We start from the raw sequence: 19,294 nt of genomic DNA on the forward strand, positions 1-19,294 counted from the left end.
CCGCGGCAGCCAGTATTGCAGCGGCGAGTTCCAGAACGCTTTGAAAGACTGGAAGATGCGCTCATCGATGAGCAGGAAAGGCAACTGCTGGGACAACGCGCCGACCGAGAGCTTCTGGGGCCGACTGAAAACGGCCAGCGTGCATGGGCACAAGTTCGCCACCAGAGAGCAGGCCAGGCAGGCTGTGATGGACTGGATGGCTTTCTACAATCACCGCAGGCTGCATTCGTCGCTGGGCTATCTCAGTCCGATGCAGTTCGAGCAACGCTGGTACGAGGCACAGTACAAAAAGGCCGCGTAATCGTTGGGCTAAGAGCTACACGAAACGAGGGCAAGGTCATCCCCTGCTGGACCGAAGGCGTGCAGCGCATGAAACCCGGCGGCAAGGCCCGGCTGACCTGCCCGCCCGGCATTGCTTATGGCGAGCGCGGCGCCGGCGGCGTGATTCCCCCCAACGCCACGCTGAACTTCGAGGTGGAACTGGTGTCTGTGCGCCGTTAAACCCAGTTCCGAGCTCGCTGCAGCGCAGCGTGCGCGCGGGCGTACACTCCTTGAAACAGGCAAAGGCCTTCGCAGGGGCGCGGCATTTGCCGGTACCCGCTACCCATGAGCCTTCCCGACCTGTCCTTTCTGCACCAAGCCCGAGCGCCCTACGACCAGGGGCAGGCAGCGCCCTTGCCATCCCTGCCCCCCACACAGCCCCAGCGCCACTCGCCCCTGCGTCCCAAGAGGCCGCTCGCCGAGTTGATCACCGAACTGCGCAGCCACCAGGCCGAACGGGAGGCCCTGCAGCAGGGCAACGCGCAACTGCACGCCAGCGAAAAGCGGCGGGTGGCAGGCCATGACGCCACCTGAAACCGTGGGCACCGACGACACCGGTGTGCAGGCGGTCCATGTCGATGCCGACCTGCTCGTGCTGCACAAGCCTTCGGGGCTGCTGTGCGTACCCGGCCGGGGACCCGACAAACAGGATTGCCTGAGCGCCCGTGCGCAGCAGCGTTGGCCCGGCGCGCTCATCGTGCACCGGCTGGACCAAGCCACCTCGGGCCTCGTTCTCATGGCCCGCCATCCCAACGCACAGCGGCGCCTGAGCCACGCGTTTGCCGAACGCCAGGTGCACAAGCTCTACCAGGCCGTGGTGCAGGGGCAGCTGGGCGATGAAGACAGCGCCTGGCATGACATCGACCTGCCGATTGCGGCCGACTGGGCACGCCGCCCGCTGCGCGTGATCGACCACCACCTGGGAAAACCCAGCCTCACGCGCTGGCGTGCGCTGGCGTATGACGCAACGGCCCAGACCACGCGGGTCGAGCTGGCACCCGTCACCGGCCGCACCCACCAGTTGCGCGTGCACCTTGCAGCCATCGGCCATGCCATTGTGGGCGACGCGCTCTATGCCGATGCCGCCACGCAGGCCCTGGCCCCGCGCCTGCTGCTGCATGCCAGCCACCTGGCTTTCACGCACCCCGGAACGAATGCAGGCATCACGCTGGACTGGCCTGCAGAGTTTTAGCCAAATAGGCATCTTGCGCTTATGCAGTATCCACCAGCAGCTATCAATTCAATAGTTTTCTGATGATTCACCCCCCAGAAATCCTCGGCTGAAAGCCCGCCGCAGGCTTACCGCAGTACCATGGCAGCATGCCTTTGAACCACCTTGTTCTTCTTACCGGCGCTTCGCGCGGCATGGGTCTGGCCATGGCGCACCAGCTGCTGCGCCCGGGCCACACGCTGGTCTGCATCTCGCGCCATGCCAGTACAGAGCTCGCCCAGGCGGCAAGCCAGGCCGGTGCCACGCTGCAGCAGTGGCAGCAAGACCTGTCGCAAGGCGAGCAGGCTGCGCACCGGTTGCGCGAGTGGCTCGCAGCCCAGGGCCCCGCGGCCTTTGCCAGCGCCACGCTGATCAACAACGCTGGCGTGATCCCGCGCATCGCGCCGCTGTCCGCCAGCGACCCGCCCGACCTCGCCAACGCCCTGCGCGTGGGGCTGGAGGCGCCCATGCTGCTCACGGCCGCTTTTCTGGGCGCCACAGAAGGCTGGGCCATGCCGCGCAAGGTGCTCAATATTTCATCGGGCCTGGGCCGCCGTGCCATGGCCTCGCAGGCGGCCTACTGCGCGGCCAAGGCGGGCATGGACCATTTCACGCGCTGCGTGGCGCTGGATGAAGCCCTCAAGCCCCATGGCGCCAGGGTGTGTTCGCTGGCGCCGGGCGTCATCGACACCGACATGCAGCTGCAGTTGCGCGGCACCGACCCGGCCGCGTTTCCGGACGCCCCCAATTTTGCCCACCTCAAGACAGGTGGCCAGCTCACATCGCCTGCCGATGCCGCTACCCGCGTGCTGGCCTGGCTGGAGCGCGCAGACTTCGGTACCCATCCGGTGGCCGATGTGCGCGACACATGAAAGCCCCGCTGAGCCCCTTCGCGTCTTCCCTTGCGGGGGTACGCCACCCGTGGCCCGGCAAAGCCGGTTCCACGGTGGCACGGGCTTTGTGCGTACCGGTTCCGCCGACCATTGACGCATTGATTCATAGCTGCCAGCGCTTGACAGATAAGCGCCAGAGGCCCATTTCATCCTGATTTTTATTTACTGAGGAGATTCCCCATGACCCGTGAAGTCGTCGTCGTCAGCGCCGTGCGCACCGCCATTGGCACCTTTGGCGGTAGCCTGAAAGATGTGCCCCCCACCGAACTGGGCGCGCTCGTGGTGCGCGAATCGCTCGCCCGTGCGAACGTGGAGGGCAAGGACGTGGGCCATGTGGTGTTCGGCCATGTGGTCAACACCGAGCCCAAGGACATGTACCTGTCGCGCGTGTCCGCCATCAACGGCGGCTGTGGCGAAGCCACGCCCGCCTACAACGTCAACCGCCTGTGCGGCTCGGGCCTGCAGGCCATCGTCAGCGCCAGCCAGTCCATCCTGCTGGGCGATGCCGACGTGGCCATCGGCGCCGGTGCCGAGAACATGAGCCGCGCACCCTATGCCAGCCTGGCCACGCGCTTTGGCGCGCGCATGGGCGACACCAAGATGATCGACATGATGATCGGCGCCCTGCACGACCCCTTCCACAACATCCACATGGGTGTGACGGCCGAGAACATCGCTGCCAAATGGGGCATCAGCCGCGAAGACCAGGACCGCCTGGCCGTGGAAAGCCACAACCGTGCCGAGCGCGCCACGCAAAACGGCGTGTTCAAGGACCAGATCGTGCCCGTCACCCTTAGAGCCAAGAAGGGCGACGTGCAATACGCCACCGACGAGCACTTCCGCCCCGGTGCCACGATGGCAGACATGGCCAAGCTCAAGCCCGTTTTCGCCAAGGAAAACGGCACGGTGACCGCTGGCAACGCCTCGGGCATCAACGACGCCGCCGCCGCCGTGGTGCTGATGGAAGCCGGGGCCGCCAAGGCCCGTGGCGCCAAGCCGCTGGCCCGCCTGGTGGCCTACGCCCATGCGGGCGTGGACCCCAAGTACATGGGCATTGGCCCCGTGCCCGCCACGCAGCTGGCGCTCAAGAAGGCCGGCCTCACGGTGAACGACCTCGATGTGATCGAGGCCAACGAAGCCTTTGCCGCCCAGGCCTGCGCCGTCACGCGCGACCTGGGCCTGGACCCGGCCAAGGTCAACCCCAATGGCTCGGGCATTTCGCTGGGCCACCCGATTGGTGCCACCGGCGCGCTGATCACCGTGAAGGCCCTGCATGAGCTGCAACGCATCCAGGGCCGCTACGCGCTGGTCACAATGTGCATTGGCGGCGGCCAGGGCATTGCCGCCATTTTTGAGCGCGTGTAATGGCACGCACTGTTTTCTGAATCCTTCAATACCTTCAAGAATGATGCGCAAACTGATTACCTTCACCGCCCTGGCCTTGGCCGTGGGCACATCGGCGTATGCCCAGGCCCCCGCACCGGCAGCCAGCTACCCCACCAAGCCCATCCGCCTGATCGTGCCCTTCCCGCCCGGAGGCGGCACCGACATCCTGTCGCGCCTGGTGGCCACCCGGCTCACCGAAAGCGCCAAATGGACCGTGGTGGCCGACAACAAGGCCGGCGCCGGCGGCACCATCGGCATCGGCGAGGCCGTGAAGGCTGCGCCCACGGGCTACGACATCGTGATGGGCCAGAAAGACAACCTGGTGATCGGCCCCTGGCTCTACAAGAACCTCCCCTGGGACCCCACCAAGGACCTGACCGCCGTGGCCCATGTGGCCTGGACCCCCGTGATCATCGCCACCAGCGTCAACAGCAAGTACAAGACCCTGGCCGACGTGGTGGCCGCCGCCAAGGCCGCGCCCGGCACCATCACCTATGGCTCGCCCGGCAACGGCACCTCCATCCACCTGGCCGGTGACCTGTTCGAGAAAGCCGCAGGCATCAAGCTCAGCCACATTCCCTACAAGGGCTCCAACCCTGCGCTGATGGATGCCCTGGCGGGGAATGTGGACCTGCTGGTGTCTTCGGTGCCCTCGGCCATGGGTCAGATCAAGTCGGGCAAGCTGCGCCCCCTGGCCGTGACCTCGGCCAAGCGCAGCTCGTCGCTGCCCGAGGTGCCCACCGTGGCCGAATCGGGCTTCAAGGACTTTGACGTGAGCACCTGGTATGGCGTGCTCGCCCCGGCCGGCACGCCTGCCGCCGTGGTGAACACCCTCAACGCAGAAATCAACAAGCTGCTGGCCACTGCCGACATGAAGGCCGCCATCCAGGCCCAGGGCGCAGAACCCGAAGCCATGTCGGCAGCACAGTTCGGCACCCTGCTCAAGACCGACTACGCCAAGTGGAAGGGCATCGTGGAAGCCTCGGGCGCGAAGATTGAGTGACCCCCTGAGGCGCTTCGCACCTTCCCCCTGAAGGGGGACGCACCCGGCGGCCTGGCGAAGCCAGTTCCACGGGTGCACTGGTCTGGGGCGTGCCCATTCCACGATCAGCAGGCTGCGGGTGATGCGCAGGCTGATCGAGAATCGAAACGGAAAACGGCTCCGCAAGGAGCCGTTTTTCATGGAGCAGTAACGCTCAGTCGCGCACCACCAGCACCGGAACATGCACCACGCCCAGCACGCGCTGCGTGACGCTGCCCAGCACCAGTTTTTCCAGGCCACGGCGGCCGTGCGAGCCCATCACGATGAGGTCGGCGCCCGTGCTTTCGACGGTCCGCACGATGGCGTCATGCACCGCATGGCCTTCGCCCACCACGGCAGTGACCTGCACGCCCGCATCGGCCATGGCCTGCTTGGTGGCGTCGAGTGCACTGCTGGCCTCGGCCGTCGCGGCACTCAGGTATTGCGCCTGGCCATAGGCAAAATCTGCCCCCACGCCCGTGAACGGGTAGGGATCGATCACATACAGCGCCGTGACGGCACTGCCAAACGTCTTGGCCAAGGCTGCCGCCTTGGACACCGCGAGCATGGAGGTCTTGGAGCCGTCCACAGGAACCAGAATGTGCTTGAACATGGTGCTTCTCCTCAAGTTGATGGGGCCAGGCAAAGGCCTGGAAATAGGGAGTCAGTGTGGCGGTCCATTCTGGCCTGCATCTTGATTCGCATCAAATCATGGTGCCGCGGCAACCCGGCCTGCACCCTAGGCCACCGCATCCGCCCCCTGAAAGCTTCCGCGCCGGCAGGTTACCACCAGCGTGTCGCGGTAACCACCGGGCACCAGGGGTTGGATGGGCGTGGTCTCGTGGATCATGCGGGCATCGTCCAGCAGCATCAGCGACCAGGGCGCGCTCAGGGTAAAGCGCTGGCCCGCCGGGCCCGCAGCCTCGAACACCCGCGTTTCACCGCCCTTCACGCCCTCGCGGGCCACCAGAAACACCGCCACCAGGTCCACACCATCGCGGTGCGCGCCTTCGGGCGTGGGGCGGCCAATGCCATCGGTGGTGTCGATACGAAACTGGTGCGCCTCGACAAACCAGCGCGCGGGCACGTCGGGCGCGGCAAACACCGTGTCGGACAGCGCGGCCAGCGCCGCCAGCAGCTGCCTCCACACAGGCCGCGCCACCGTCTCGGCCGCCATCGGGGCAAACCAGCGCTCCATGCCGCCATGCAGTGCGTTGTATTCGAGCGGCTGCCAGTGCGCCCGGTGCGCCACCTGCACCACCTCGCCGTGCACCACTTCAAAACAGGCATGGCGACGGCGACGGTAGCGGCCACCGTCCTTCAGAAAATCATCGGGGGGCAACGCGGCCCAGTCAGGCGCAAGGGCCTGCAGATCAGCGAGGCGGCAACCGGACCACGCAGCCACATCGGGTGGCGACAGCACAGCGTAGCCGGTCTTGCGCAGCTGGTCGGCCACGCCCTCGGGACCGGTGAAAGGAGGAGAAAAAGTGACTTCGGCCATGCAGCCGAGCTTAAGGCAACGCTGGCCGCTCAGTCGCGGTTTCCGTGGCCTTTGCCACGGCCTTCACCACGGCCTTCACCACGGCCATCGCCACGCCCGTCCCGGCGGTCGCCGCGGTCGTGCTTGCCGCCGCCCCGGCGATCATCATTCCAGTGGCGGTCATCCCGACCGTAGTTGCCAGGCTGGCCGCCGTAGTACTGGCCGCGCACAGGCTCTTTCACGAAGTACACCGGCTGGCCGCAGGCGTTGTAGCGGGCGCAGTGCTTGGCCCAGTTCTTGGCATGGCCGGGCGGCACATGCATGTAGATCGGCGAGCGCGGCACCATCACCGCCGGCCGTTGGATAATCACGGGCTCGGCGTAGATCAGCGGTGGCGGCGGCGCATTGCCAATGTCGATGCGTCCATACACGCCGGGGACCACCTGCCCTCCCACGGTGGCATTGACATAGGCCTGGGCATGGGCGCCGGTGGCTGCAACCAGCAGCACCGCCGTGGCGGCCCCGGAAATCAGGTGGCGAAAGGTGAGGTTCATGGTTGAGTCTCTGTGGATCGGAATGGCCCCTTTGTAACAAGATCGGCGGTGTTTTCTGGCAAAGGCCGCGCAAAAAATGTAAGCAAATAGTCAATTGCCACCCAATGAGCGCCATGAATATCGGCTTCAGCGCCCTACTTCAAAGCGCTTTTTGCTATGCATTTGAGAGCGCCTGACAAACCACACATCTGCAGCAGTGCCCCCTGCAGCTGCGTGCAGTGGCATGGAGCCATCCCCCGCCCGGCCCAGGAGACCGCGTTGCCCTGCGAACGCCACCACTTCGTCCGTGCCAATTTGGATGCCCCGGCCCTGCTTGCCACCCCCACTGGCACATTCAGCGTGCGTGTGTAAGACCTGTCGCTCCCGGAAACCGGCAATCACATTGCGATGCCCACCGCGAGGTGGTCCATGTCATGGGTTTTAGGCCGGCGCCCTTTCGGGTTTGCACCGGCGGGCGCCGGGCAATCAGCCTCCTGAAGCGGTAGCGTCTGCCGGTTCTTTTTCCTGCAGCAACCGCCACATCACCTTGCCGCTGCCGCTCTTGGGCAGCGCCGTTACAAACTGCACGATGCGCGGCACCTTGTACACCGCCATGTTCTCGCGGCACCAGTCGATGATCTGCTGCTCGGTCGTATCCTGGTGGCTTGCGCGCAGCACCACGACGGCCTTAACCGTCTCGCCCCGGTAGCTGTCCTTGGCGGCAATGATGCAGGCCTCCTGGATCGCGGGGTGGCGGAACATCAGCGCCTCGACCTCGGCCGGCCAGACCTTGAAGCCGCTCGCATTGATCATGCGCTTGAGGCGGTCGGTCAGGAAGAAGTAGCCTTCCTCGTCCATGCGGCCCAGGTCGCCCGAGCGGAAGAAGCGCTTGCCGTCGAACTCGATGAAGGCCGCCGCCGTGGCGTCGGGCCGCTTCCAGTAGCCCTGGAACACCTCGGGGCCATGAATGATGATCTCGCCCTGCTCGCCCACGGGCATTTCCTGCAGGGTTTCGGGATCGATCACGCGCGCATCGGTACCCATGAACGGAATGCCCAGGCACTGCTGCTTGGGGTGGTCAGGCGGGTTGGAATGCGACGGCGCCGCCGTCTCGGTCAGGCCATAGCCTTCGGCATAGCGCAGGCCGTATTGCTCCAGCAGGCGCTGCGCCACGGCCTGCGGCATGGCAGCGCCGCCACCGCCGATGTAAGCCAGGCTGGAGAGGTCGTAGCTCGCAAAATTCGGGCTGCCCAGCAGGTCGATGACCATGGTGGGAATATTGGTCCAGGTGGTGACCTGGTAGCGCGATATGAGGCGCCCCGCCAGGTCGCGGTCCCACCGGGGCATGACGACCAGGGTGGCGCCGCAGTAGATGGCCGTATGCATCACGCTCACCATGCCGGTGATGTGGAACATGGGCACCACCGCCAGCGTTACGTTGTCGGCCGAACCATTGCCCCACAGGCTGCTGGCCACTGCGTTGTGCATGATGCTTTTGTGCAGGTGCATGCAGCCCTTGGGCAGCCCCGTGGTGCCACTGGTGTAGGGCAGCAGCGCCAGGTCGTCGGGCCCCACCGCCAATGCGGGGGACATGTCGGAGCAGGCTACAGCATCCGTCCAGGCGTAGGTGCACCCCCCCTCCAATGCAGGCAAGGGATGCCGAGTGCTCAGCCATTCCATCCATGCCTCGGGCGGGGCATCGGCGCCTTTCACACCGGGATCAAAAGCATCGGTGAACTGGGTCACCACCAGATGGGCGAGACGCTCGCCGAGCGCCAGCGCGTTGCTGGCCTTGGCGAGCTCGGAGGCCAGATCGGCCGTGGTGATAGCGACCTTGGTGTCAGGATCGGTGACGTAGTGCTTGAGCTCCTCGGCCCGGTTCATGGGGTTGACCGGCACCACCACGGCATTGGCCCGCAGGATGGCAAAGTGCGCCATCACCAGTTGGGGGCAATTCTGCATGCACAGCACCACGCGGTCGCCGCGCTGCACGCCCAGCTGCGCAAGCCGCGCGGCCAGGCGCTCAGCACCTTCCATCAGCTGCCGGTAGCTGGTCGCGGTTCCAAAAAAAACCAGCGCCGCCTTGTCGGGATAACGGCGCGCGCTGATGGCCAGGTTGTCCCACAGCGAGGTGGCGGGCAGTGTGATGGCATGGGGAAGGCGGCGGGGCCAGAACTTGTAGTGAGGGCGCATGGTGCAGACAGTCTCCTTTGCCCTCCAGCCTAGATGCCGCGCGAAGGGCGGGCAATGGGGCTGGCCCGCGTTGACGTCGCCAAAGTGACCGGGGGTGGCGTGGAAAGCAGCGGGATGGGCGCCAGCACGCGCTGCGAAGAGGGATATGAGGTCAAGGTCGATGGCATCTCTTTCCGAAAGCGGACCTCCAGCGACTCCCGGGTGAGCGGTAGCAGGTCTTGGCGCCCATGGCTTTGGTGGGATCCGGGATGCATCACGCCAAAGGATGTGGCTCCTGTTGGATCATGGTGAAATCACGCGCACTATGACGCGTGACCCTTCACATCTCCCCGCCTTGCGCGGTGGCTTGCTCGCCCTGCTGGCGGCGATGCTGTTTGGCATCAGTACCCCTGCGGTACAGAGACTGGGGGCTGGACTCGGTGCATTCACTACGGCAGCGCTGCTGTATGCGGGAGCGGCTCTGGTGGGGGCCCTGTCGACGCGGACTGCTGCGCACGAAGCGCGGCTGAAGAGATCCGACATTCCGCGCCTCTTGGCGATGGCTGGCTTTGGCGCGGCGCTGGGGCCGGCAGCCCTGGCGTGGGGCCTGCAACACACGAACGGCACCAGCGCATCGCTCATGCTCACCTTGGAGGCCTTGTTCACCGCCACACTGGCGTGGTGGCTGTACAGCGAAACCATGGACCGCCGCGTGTGGACCGCCATGCTCTTGCTGCTCGCAGGAGGAATGGCGCTCGTTCTGGACCAGGGCGTGCAAGGAGGCGTGCAACTGCTTGGGCTGCTGGCAGTGCTGCTGGCAACCGCCGCCTGGGGGGTGGACAACACCCTGTCCCGTGGGCTGGCTGAACGCGACCCCAGCCAAGTGGTGATGACCAAGGCCATCTTGGGCGCTGCAACAACGGCTGCATTGGCCGTAGGGACAGGAGAACCCCGGCCTTCGTCCTCTTCCGCATTGGGACTTCTCGCCGTTGGAGCCACAGGCTACGGCCTGAGCCTGCGCTTTTATCTTTTGGCCCAACGTGCGTTTGGTGCTGCACGCACTGGGTCAGTGTTCGCTTTCGCACCCTTCATCGGTGCTGCCGTGGCCTTCGGCCTTGGAGAGCGCTCGGCGGGATGGTTCATGCTGCTGGGTAGTGCTCTCATGCTCGCCGGAGTTGTGCTGCACCTGGCTGAGAGCCACGGGCACGAGCACGTACACGAAGCTTTGGAGCATGAACATGCCCACAGGCACGACGATGGGCATCATTTACACACTCATGATGTGATGCCCACCGGAAGCCATAGCCATTTGCATGTGCATGAACCGATGACCCACGCCCACCCGCATGCACCAGACGCGCATCACCAGCACAGGCACTAACGGCACCTCTCACGGTGGGGCAGGCTGCAACCGTGGTGCGCTTTTTTTGACCGTGCCGGCATACACCACGCTCCCTGCATCGCGGTACTGCAGTTCGCCCCCCACACGGACCACATCAAAGCAGACGGGGGACTCCTTGCTGATCTCTGGCAACAACAGGCACAGTTGATTGTTCTGCGCACTCCAGCGGCCGGCGCGTGTGCGGCCGTTTTCTGAACGGTCCAAGCGCCCATCCAAGAAGTAATCATGGCTCCAATGGAGCCCGTCGGTGACCTGGCGCCCACCCACCGTGGAGCGAATCTGTGCCGTGGTCAGTGGGATTCCAGGGGGTGCAGCGCAGGCCAAGGGCACCAGCATTCCGCACAGAAAATGCACCCCCAGTCCCCTTGTGACGCGGCGGGGCCACCGCAAAGCTCTCATCTTCATGCCGATGCACTTGAAGGCCCGTGGTGGGTTTCCGCCCGGCAGGGTTGGCACCGTGCGTAGAGCGCGTCGCACATCACCATGCCATGCGCGAGCATCTCGCAGTCATCGCTGAAGGTCTTGGACAGACCGAGCGACAGCGCATAGAGGCCCGTAGACTGCGGTGCCAAGCCCAGCCTGGAGGTATCGGCACGCCGGCCAGGAGATGCGTGTGCTCGGCGGGTGGCATGGAGGCGCGTGACGGTGCCAGCGTGGTTGCTCTCGTGGTGGCTGGTCATCAGGCGATTCGACAGGCCCGAGGGGTTCAGCGTCAAAGGGCGAGCTTGGTCGCTCATGTGTTTCTCCTGCAGAGGACCAAGGTCAGGCGTGGGCGACCAGCGGGTAGACGGCCAAGCCAATCAACGCTGCAGCCAACACCACCACAGGCTCTGGCAGCTTCTTGAACCGCCATAGAACGGCGGCCGTGGCAAGGAATAGCGCAGCGGTGGGCAGATCAACGATGGACCGCTGGCCCAGCACCACCACGGCCCCAGCAATGGCACCCACGGCAGCTGCAGTGACGCCGTCCACGAACGCGACCACACCCGGGTGCTTGCCGTGCTTCTTGAAGTACGGTGCCGGAATCACGGTGAGCAGGTAGCAGGGCAGGAAGGTCGCAGCCGCCGCGACGACCGCCCCCCAGAAGCCGCTGGTCAGGAAACCGATGAACCCGGTGGTGATGACGACCGGCCCCGGGGTGATCATGGCCACGGCCACTGCATCCACGAACTGGCGGTCAGTGAGCCATGCGTACTCTCTGACCACCCCGCCATAGAGGAATGGCACGATGGCCAAGCCGCTGCCGAAGACGAAAGCTCCCGCATAGGTGAAGTACGCGGCAATTTGCCCCAGTTTGTGCCAATCGAGGTTCTCCAGGCTGAGTGCCCCGGCGATAGGGGCCACCCACGCCATGCTGTGCAGTTGCCCGCCAGTTCGCTTCAAGGGGCCACGCACAGCCCACACCAACAAACCCGCGCCCAGAAAGATCCAGATCACTTCAGACTGGGTGGCAATGGTCACGCCAGCGCTGACCAGGTAGATGGCCCCGAGCAGCCTGTCCTTGCCCACGCTTTTGGTCGTGAGCTTGTAGGCGCTCAAGGCGATGATGCCGATGACGGAAGCGCCAACGCCGTAGAAAACGGCTTGCATCCAGGAGATGCCGCCGTAGGCCTTGTAGGCAGCCCCCAATGCAACGACCATCACAAAGGACGGCAACACAAACGCCAGGCCGACCAGCGTGGCGCCCCACAAGCGGAAATGCACGTAACCGAGGTAGATGGCCAACTGCGCGGCCAGAGGGCCCGGCATGAGCTGGGCCAGGGCCATGCCTTCCTTGTAGTCCGCGTCGGAAATCCAGTGGCGCTGCTCCACCAGGTCGCGGTACATGTAGCCGACCAGTGCCACCGGGCCACCAAAGCCGAGTGTGCCCAAGCGCAGCATGTAGCGCACCAGTTGCCACAGCGTGTAGCTAGACAAGGCCGTGGCCTGTTCAGCAGAGGGAATCGAAGGGGACGAATTCAAGTCGAGCTCCTAACTGGACGCAGTGGCCCATGATCAGGAGCAGTACTTGGGACAGGGGCTGTCCTAGGGTACGGGGAGACCGCTCAAACCCCCGAGCCAAAGAGTATAGCGTTGCTCTCAGGACCGGGCCAGGCACTGGCCACGGCTTGCGGATGACCGCAATCTGGCGATGACCATGAGTTCAGTCAGTGTGCATCGGTAAACAGCAACCGCTGCCAAGCCACCCTCGCCCCTCAACCCAGTCTGCCGCGCAGCCGCCATCAGCTATTGACCTGCGCCCACAGCTTGTCCAGCCGCTTCACGCTCACGGGCTGCGGCGTGCGCAGCTCCTGCGCAAAGAAGCTCACGCGCAGCTCCTCCAGCAGCCAGCGCAGCTCCTGCATGCGGGCATCCACCGCGCCCTTGCGCTCGGCCACCAGGCGCCAGTAGCGCTGCTCCTGCGGGCGCAGCTCGGCCAGCCTGGCGGCGTCGCGGGCGGGGTCGGCGCGGTATTTGTCAAGGCGCAGGGTGATGGCCTTGAGGTAGCGGGCGTAGTGCGCCAGTTGCGCCCAGGGCGCTGCCGCCACGAAGTTCTTGGGCATGAGGCGTTGCAGTTGCTGCTGGGCATCCTGCGTGGCCTCGGGGGCGTTCTTGGTGTCCTTGATCTTGCGGGCGGCGGCCGCGTATTCGGTGAGTATGGTGCTGGCCAGACGCGCGACCTCGTTGGCAATCAGCGTGAGGCGGCCCCGGCCCTCATCCACGCGGCGCTTGAAGGCGAACTCGTCGGTGGGCAGCGGGTCAAGCAGGAAGGCGCGGTCCAGCGCCACGTCGATGATCTGGGTGCGCAGCTCTTCCTGCGTTCCGAGCGGCATGTAGGCCACGGCCATCTTCTGCAGATCGGGAATGTTCTTTTCGAGGTACTTGAGCGCGTCCTTGATCTGCAGCGCAAACAGACGACGCAGGCCCGCGCGGTGTTTGGCGGCGGCCACCTCGGGTTCGTCGAACACCTCGATGGTGACCGCATCGCCACCGTCGATGAGCGCCGGGAAGCCGATCAGCGTCTGGCCGGCCTTCTTGATCTCCATGAGTTCGGGCAGCTCGCCAAACGTCCAGGTGGTGTAGCGCTGGCCTGCGGGGGCCGATGGCGTGGTGTTTGCCGGACTGGCAGGCTGTGCCTCTGCTTTTACTCCTGATTGAATAGCTGTTTGCGATTTACCATCAAGCGCTGCAGGCACTTTCGACCCTGAACCCGTCCCCTGTGCCGCTGCTCCACCCAGCTTGAGCCCCGCCAGCGCCTGGAACGCCCCGCGCGCCTTGGCGCCCCACTCGGCCTTGAGCGCGCCCAGGTTGCGGCCGTGGCCGAGCTGGCGGCCGTGTTCATCGACCACGCGGAAGTTCATGAACAGGTGGGGGCTGAGCATGTCGAGCTTGAAGTCGGCGCGCTTCACATCGAGCGAGGTTTCATCGCGCACCTGCTTGAGCAGCACATCCGTCAGGCTGCCCGTGCCAAAGCGCTCGGGCGCGCCCAGCAGTTCGGCCAGGCGCGTGGCCGATTCGGGCAGCGGCACAAAGCGGCTGCGCGGGCGCTGGGGCAGGCTTTTGAGCAGGGCCTGGATCTTGTCCTTGAGCATGCCGGGCACCAGCCATTCGCAGCGCTCGTCGCTCACCTGGTTGAGCACGAACAGCGGGATGGTCACCGTGATGCCGTCGCGCGCATCGCCCGGCTCGTGCAGGTAGCTGGCGGCGCAGTCCACGCCGCCCAGCCGCACGGTCTTGGGGAAGGCGTTGGTGGTGATGCCTGCGGCCTCGTGGCGCATCAGCTCTTCGCGGGTGAGCTTGAGCAGGTCAGGCTGCTTTTTGCTTTCCTCGCGGTACCAGGCCTCGAAGCTGTGGCCGCTGCACACCTCGGGCGGCAGTTGCTGGTCGTAGAAGGCGTAGATGAGTTCATCGTCCACCAGCACGTCCTGGCGGCGGGATTTGTGTTCCAGCTCTTCGACCTTGGCAATCAGCTTCTGGTTGGCGGCCAGAAACGGCAGCTTGGTCTCCCAGTTGCCGCCCACCAGCGCTTCACGGATGAACACCTCACGCGCGGCGTGCGGGTCTACCTTGCCGAAGTTCACGCGGCGGTTGTTGTAGACCACGATGCCATACAGCGTGGCGCGCTCCAGCGCCACCACCTCTGCGGATTTCTTTTCCCAGTGCGGGTCGAGCAGTTGCTTGCGCAAAAGATGCCCGCCCATCTGCTCCAGCCACTGCGGCTCGATGGCGGCAATGCCGCGACCGAACAGGCGCGTGGTTTCCACCAGCTCCGATGCAATGATCCAGCGGCCGGGCTTCTTGTTCAGGTGCGCGCCGGGGTGCTTGTAGAACTTGATGCCCCGCGCGCCCAGGTACCAGTCTTCCTCGTCGCTCTTGGCGCCCACGTTGCCCAGCAGCCCGGCCAGCATGGACAGGTGCAGCTGCTCGTAGCTGGCGGGTTGGGTGTTGATCTGCCACTTGTGCTCGGTCACCACCGTGAGCAGCTGGGTGTGGATGTCACGCCACTCGCGCAAACGTCGGATGCTGATGAAGTTCTGGCGCAGCAGTTGCTCGTACTGACGGTTGCTGAGCTTGTGGGTCGCGGCTGGGGCGGCAGTCGGTGCGGCAGGCGCTGCCGCAGGACTGCTACCGCCACCACGCCGCTCCACTGGCAAATAAGCCTGCGAAGGCGCCTTCTGCGCCGCCATGGCTTTTTGCGCGCGGGCCGATGGCAGGCTGGGCGCCCCGCCCCGGGCTTCGTTGATCCACTTCCACAGCTTGAGGTAGCCGCTGAACTCGCTCTTGTCGTCGTCGAACTTGGCGTGGGCCTGGTCGGCCTGCTGCTGCGCTTCCAGGGGGCGGTCGCGCACGTCCTGCACGCTCAATGCGCTGGCAATCACCAGCACTTCATCGAGCGCCTTGCGGTCGCGCGCCTCGATGATCATGCGGCCCACGCGCGGGTCCAGCGGCAGGCGCGACAGCTCAGCGCCCATGGGCGTGAGTTCGTTGGCGTCGTCCACCGCACCCAGCTCGCCCAGCAGCTGGTAGCCGTCGGCAATCGCGCGGCCAGAAGGCGCCTCGATGAACGGAAACTGCGCCACGTCACCCAGGTGCAGCGACTTCATGCGCAGGATGACGCCCGCCAGCGAGCTGCGCAGAATTTCGGGGTCGGTGAAGCGCGGGCGGCTGTTGAAGCCCGCCTCGTCGTACAGGCGGATGCAGATGCCGTTGGCCACGCGCCCGCAGCGGCCTGCACGCTGGTTGGCCGCTGCCTGGCTGATGGGCTCGACCAGCAGCTGTTCCACCTTGCTTCTGAAGCTGTAGCGCTTGACGCGCGCTGTTCCTGCGTCTATGACATACCGGACCCCTGGCACCGTGAGCGAGGTCTCGGCCACATTGGTGGCCAGCACGATGCGCCGGCCCGTGTGGCCGTCAAAGATGCGGTCCTGCTCGGCCTGCGAGAGGCGCGCAAACAGGGGCAGCACCTCGGCGTTGCGCATCACGGGCTGGTGCGCCAGGTGCTTGCGCAGGTGGTCGGCCGCTTCGCGGATTTCACGCTCGCCGGGCAGAAAAACCAGGATGTCGCCCGCCGCATTGCCCTGCCACAGCTCATCCACGCCATCGGCAATGGCTTCGTTCAGCCCGTAGTCGCGGCTGTCCTCAAACGGGCGGTAGCGCTGCTCGACCGGGAAGGTGCGGCCCGATACCATGATGACCGGCGCGGGCACCAGTTCACCCCCACGCTCCCCCACGGCGTGTGGGTCGCTGCCCCCCGAGGGGGCCACGCCCGCCTTGGGGCGGCCCGGCGCCGGGCGGGCGCTTGCAAAGTGCTTGGCAAACCGGTCCGCATCAATCGTGGCCGACGTGACGATGACCTTCAGATCAGGCCTGCGCGGCAGGATCTGGCGGATGTAGCCCAGCAGGAAGTCGATGTTGAGGCTGCGTTCGTGCGCCTCGTCAATGATGATGGTGTCGTAGGCGCGGAGCAAGGGGTCGGTCTGCGTCTCGGCCAGCAAAATGCCGTCGGTCATGAGCTTGACGGAGGCATCACGCGAGAGGCGGTCCTGGAACCGCACTTTGAAGCCCACCACGTCCCCCAGCGGCGTCTTCAGCTCCTCGGCAATGCGCTTGGCCACGCTGCTCGCTGCAATGCGGCGCGGCTGGGTGTGGCCGATGAGCTGGCCTTTCTGGCCTGGCTTGGCATTGCACTTGCCCCGGCCCAGCGCCAGTGCAATCTTGGGCAGCTGCGTGGTCTTGCCCGAGCCCGTTTCACCGCACACGATGATCACCTGGTGCCGGGTGATGGCCTCCATGATCTCGTCGCGCTTGCCCGACACGGGCAGGGATTCGGGGAACTCGATGTGCAGGGAAGTGGGAGCGGTGGACGCAGTCAAGGCAGAAACTTCGTAGAGAATCGCAAATTATCCCAGCCCCGGCTGCTTTCTTCACTTTTCCCGACCGCCACCCCGCCGCCCATGTCCGCTGTCTTCAACTTCACCTTCGTGCCCTGGTTCCGCTCGGTGGCGCCCTACATCCACAAATTTCGCCACCAGACGTTTGTGGTGGGTCTCACGGGTGAAGCCATTGCGGCGGGCAAGCTGCCGGGCATTGCGCAGGACCTGGCGATGATCCAGGCCATGGGCGTGAAGATCGTGCTGGTGCATGGATTTCGCCCCCAGGTGAACGAGCAACTGGCAGCCAAGGGACATGCCGCCAAATACTCGCACGGCATCCGCATCACCGACTCGGTGGCGCTCGACTGTGCACAGGAGGCCGCCGGCCAGCTGCGCTACGAGATCGAGGCCGCCTTCAGCCAGGGCCTGCCCAACACGCCCATGGCCGGCGCCACGGTGCGCGTGATCTCGGGCAACTTCCTCACGGCGCGGCCGGTAGGCATTGTGGATGGGGTGGACTTCCAGCACTCGGGCCTGGTGCGCAAGGTGGACGCAGGGGGCATCCAGCGCACGCTGGACATGGGCGCGCTGGTGCTGCTATCGCCGTTTGGCTTTTCGCCCACCGGCGAGGCCTTCAATCTGGCCATGGAAGAAGTGGCCACCAGCGTGGCCATCGAGCTGCGCGCCGACAAGCTGATCTTTCTGACCGAGGTTTCCGGCATCCGCATGCAGCCCGGCGAGCCCGCCAGCGACGACAACCCCATCGACACCGAGCTGCCGCTGGCCGCCGCCCAGGCCCTGCTGGCCACGCTGCCCACCGCCCAGCGGCCCACCGACACAGGGTTTTATCTGCAACACTGCGTAAAAGCCTGCAAGGCCGGCGTGGAGCGCAGCCACATCATTCCCTTCGCGCTCGACGGCTCGCTGCTGCTGGAGGTGTATGTGCACGACGGCATCGGCACCATGGTGATCGACGAAAAGCTCGAAGAACTGCGCGAAGCCACCATCGACGATGTGGGCGGCATCCTGCAGCTGATCGAGCCGTTCGAGAAGGACGGCACGCTGGTCAAGCGCGACCGCACCGAGATCGAGCGCGACATCGCCACCTACACCATCATCGAGCACGATGGCGTTATCTTCGGTTGCGCGGCGCTCTACCCCTACCCCGAGGCCAGGACCGCCGAGATGGCGGCGGTCACCGTGTCGCCGCAAAGCCAGGGCACGGGCGATGGCGAAAAGCTGCTCAAGCGCATCGAACAGCGCGCCCGCGCCATGGGGTTGGACAGCATCTTCGTGCTGACCACGCGCACCATGCACTGGTTCATCAAGCGCGGCTTCGTGGTGGTGGACCCCGACTGGCTGCCCGACGCACGCAAGCGCAAATACAACTGGGACCGGCGCAGCCAGGTGCTGGTCAAGAAGCTGTGAAAACACCCAGGCGCTGACCACAGCCAGCGCATCTGCACCACCTTCCCTGCAACTTCACGGCGCCCCTTTCGTGCACCCGGTCACACCCCGCTTCCTCACCGTCGCCCTGTACCAGTTTGTCGATCTGCCCGACTGCGCCGCCTTGCGCGCGCCGCTGCAGACCCTGTGCGACGAGCGCGGTGTGCGCGGCATGCTGCTGCTGGCGCCCGAGGGCATCAACGGCACCATCGCGGGGGAACCTGCTGCTGTGCACGCGGTGCTGGCCTGGCTGCGCAGCGATGCCCGCTTTGCCGCCCTGCAGCACAAGGAGGCGCCCACGGACCGCCAGCCGTTCTACCGCATGCGCGTGCGGCTCAAGCGCGAGATCGTCACCCTGGGCGTGCCCGGCCTGAACCCCGCGCGCAACGCGGGCACCTATGTGAAGCCCGAGGACTGGAACGCGCTGATCGGCGACCCCGCCGTGGTGGTCGTGGACACGCGCAACGACTACGAGGTGGGCATCGGCACGTTCGAGCGCGCCATCAACCCGCACACCCGAAGCTTTGCCGAGTTTCCGGCCTGGGTGGCGGCGCAATCGCAACCCGGCGGCGTGCTGGCCGGCAAGCCGCGCGTGGCCATGTTCTGCACGGGCGGCATCCGCTGCGAAAAATCCACGGCCTTCCTCAAGTCGCAGGGCTTCGACGAGGTGTACCACCTCGAAGGCGGCATCCTCAAATACCTCGAAACCGTGCCCGAGGAAGCCAGCCGCTGGCACGGCGACTGTTTTGTGTTCGACGAGCGCGTGTCAGTAGGCCACGGTCTCGTGCCCGGCCACCACCAGCTGTGCCGCTCGTGCCGCATGCCGCTGGGCGCCGCCGAGCTGGCATCACCCCACTACGTGGCCGGCGTGAGCTGCCCCTACTGCCACGGCACCCGCACACCCGGGCAGGAGCGCGCGCTGGCCGAACGCGAGCGACAGATGCAGCTGGCCGCCCGGCGCGGGCAGGCACACATTGGCGCGCTGCAACCAGGCAACCCGGCGCGGGCCATCGCCAGGAAAAAGGGTGGCAGCGAAGGCGAATCCACTTGAGCGCCCTGCCCGTTCTCTATTCCTTT

The 19,294-nt window shown here is 65.6% G+C and carries 17 protein-coding genes and 1 pseudogene; 10 read left to right on the forward strand and 8 right to left on the reverse strand.

The features are described from left to right. The 7 genes from BLW02_RS16850 to BLW02_RS16880 all read left to right on the forward strand — a co-directional run. On the forward strand, positions 1 to 301 hold a 301-nt coding region (locus tag BLW02_RS16850), incomplete at its 5' end, for an integrase core domain-containing protein (RefSeq protein WP_139285396.1). After that, entirely contained in the window at positions 193 to 501 is a 309-nt protein-coding gene (locus BLW02_RS20455; RefSeq protein WP_425285674.1) for an FKBP-type peptidyl-prolyl cis-trans isomerase, read from the forward strand. The genes BLW02_RS16850 and BLW02_RS20455, both read left to right, overlap by 109 nt. Positions 502 to 606: 105 nt before the next feature. Beyond that, complete coding sequence (locus tag BLW02_RS16860) at positions 607 to 855, forward strand: hypothetical protein (RefSeq protein ID WP_092700601.1); 249 nt, start codon at positions 607 to 609, stop codon at positions 853 to 855. Continuing rightward, a complete protein-coding gene (locus tag BLW02_RS16865; RefSeq protein ID WP_092700604.1) occupies positions 842 to 1,513 on the forward strand; it encodes an RluA family pseudouridine synthase in 672 nt (223 codons plus the stop codon). The genes BLW02_RS16860 and BLW02_RS16865 overlap by 14 nt, the downstream gene beginning before the upstream one ends. Before the next feature lie 128 nt (positions 1,514 to 1,641). After that, positions 1,642 to 2,403, forward strand: a complete 762-nt coding sequence (locus BLW02_RS16870; RefSeq protein WP_092700607.1) for an SDR family NAD(P)-dependent oxidoreductase — start codon at positions 1,642 to 1,644, stop codon at positions 2,401 to 2,403. Between the two features lie 201 nt (positions 2,404 to 2,604). After that, positions 2,605 to 3,789, forward strand: coding sequence for a beta-ketothiolase BktB (gene bktB / locus BLW02_RS16875; RefSeq protein WP_092700610.1), 1,185 nt, complete (start codon positions 2,605 to 2,607; stop codon positions 3,787 to 3,789). 40 nt (positions 3,790 to 3,829) lie between these two features. Continuing rightward, positions 3,830 to 4,813: a tripartite tricarboxylate transporter substrate binding protein gene (locus BLW02_RS16880; protein ID WP_092700613.1), complete on the forward strand. Its 984-nt coding sequence runs from the start codon at positions 3,830 to 3,832 to the stop codon at positions 4,811 to 4,813. A 193-nt stretch (positions 4,814 to 5,006) separates the two neighbouring features. On the opposite strand, the gene BLW02_RS16885 is transcribed toward BLW02_RS16880, so the two are convergent. The 4 genes from BLW02_RS16885 to BLW02_RS16900 all read right to left on the reverse strand — a co-directional run bounded on the left by BLW02_RS16885 (position 5,007) and on the right by BLW02_RS16900 (position 9,037). Beyond that, on the reverse strand, positions 5,007 to 5,444 hold the full coding sequence (locus tag BLW02_RS16885) for a universal stress protein (protein ID WP_092700616.1): 438 nt from the start codon (positions 5,442 to 5,444) through the stop codon (positions 5,007 to 5,009). Positions 5,445 to 5,570: 126 nt separating this feature from the next. Beyond that, positions 5,571 to 6,332 (reverse strand): 2OG-Fe dioxygenase family protein, encoded by a 762-nt coding sequence (locus BLW02_RS16890; RefSeq protein ID WP_092700619.1) that lies wholly within the window; start codon positions 6,330 to 6,332, stop codon positions 5,571 to 5,573. A 29-nt stretch (positions 6,333 to 6,361) separates the two neighbouring features. After that, positions 6,362 to 6,865, reverse strand: a complete 504-nt coding sequence (locus tag BLW02_RS16895) for a hypothetical protein (protein WP_092700622.1) — start codon at positions 6,863 to 6,865, stop codon at positions 6,362 to 6,364. A 465-nt stretch (positions 6,866 to 7,330) separates the two neighbouring features. Beyond that, entirely contained in the window at positions 7,331 to 9,037 is a 1,707-nt protein-coding gene (locus BLW02_RS16900) for a long-chain fatty acid--CoA ligase (RefSeq protein WP_092700625.1), read from the reverse strand. 304 nt (positions 9,038 to 9,341) lie between these two features. Here BLW02_RS16900 and BLW02_RS16905 point away from each other — a divergent pair, with 304 nt between their 5' ends. Continuing rightward, on the forward strand, positions 9,342 to 10,397 hold the full coding sequence (locus tag BLW02_RS16905; protein WP_092700661.1) for a DMT family transporter: 1,056 nt from the start codon (positions 9,342 to 9,344) through the stop codon (positions 10,395 to 10,397). 9 nt (positions 10,398 to 10,406) lie between these two features. On the opposite strand, the gene BLW02_RS20250 is transcribed toward BLW02_RS16905, so the two are convergent. The 4 genes and pseudogenes from BLW02_RS20250 to hrpA all read right to left on the reverse strand — a co-directional run bounded on the left by BLW02_RS20250 (position 10,407) and on the right by hrpA (position 16,690). Further along, entirely contained in the window at positions 10,407 to 10,622 is a 216-nt protein-coding gene (locus BLW02_RS20250) for a hypothetical protein (RefSeq protein WP_244273739.1), read from the reverse strand. Positions 10,623 to 10,819: 197 nt separating this feature from the next. Beyond that, a pseudogene (locus tag BLW02_RS20255) lies at positions 10,820 to 11,017 on the reverse strand (chromate resistance protein ChrB domain-containing protein); the annotation flags it as partial. Positions 11,018 to 11,180: 163 nt separating this feature from the next. Further along, positions 11,181 to 12,380, reverse strand: a complete 1,200-nt coding sequence (locus tag BLW02_RS16920; protein WP_092700633.1) for a chromate transporter — start codon at positions 12,378 to 12,380, stop codon at positions 11,181 to 11,183. A 260-nt stretch (positions 12,381 to 12,640) separates the two neighbouring features. Next, positions 12,641 to 16,690 (reverse strand): ATP-dependent RNA helicase HrpA, encoded by a 4,050-nt coding sequence (hrpA, locus tag BLW02_RS16925; protein ID WP_244273743.1) that lies wholly within the window; start codon positions 16,688 to 16,690, stop codon positions 12,641 to 12,643. 162 nt (positions 16,691 to 16,852) lie between these two features. On the opposite strand from hrpA, the gene argA reads away from it, so the two are divergent. Together argA and trhO are read left to right on the forward strand one after the other, a co-directional pair. After that, positions 16,853 to 18,199, forward strand: a complete 1,347-nt coding sequence (argA, locus tag BLW02_RS16930) for an amino-acid N-acetyltransferase (protein ID WP_092700639.1) — start codon at positions 16,853 to 16,855, stop codon at positions 18,197 to 18,199. Between the two features lie 70 nt (positions 18,200 to 18,269). Further along, positions 18,270 to 19,268: an oxygen-dependent tRNA uridine(34) hydroxylase TrhO gene (trhO, locus tag BLW02_RS16935; protein ID WP_092700642.1), complete on the forward strand. Its 999-nt coding sequence runs from the start codon at positions 18,270 to 18,272 to the stop codon at positions 19,266 to 19,268. Positions 19,269 to 19,294: the final 26 nt, after the last annotated feature.

The sequence above is a fragment of the Acidovorax soli genome (assembly GCF_900107605.1).
Taxonomy (GTDB): domain Bacteria; phylum Pseudomonadota; class Gammaproteobacteria; order Burkholderiales; family Burkholderiaceae_C; genus Acidovorax; species Acidovorax soli.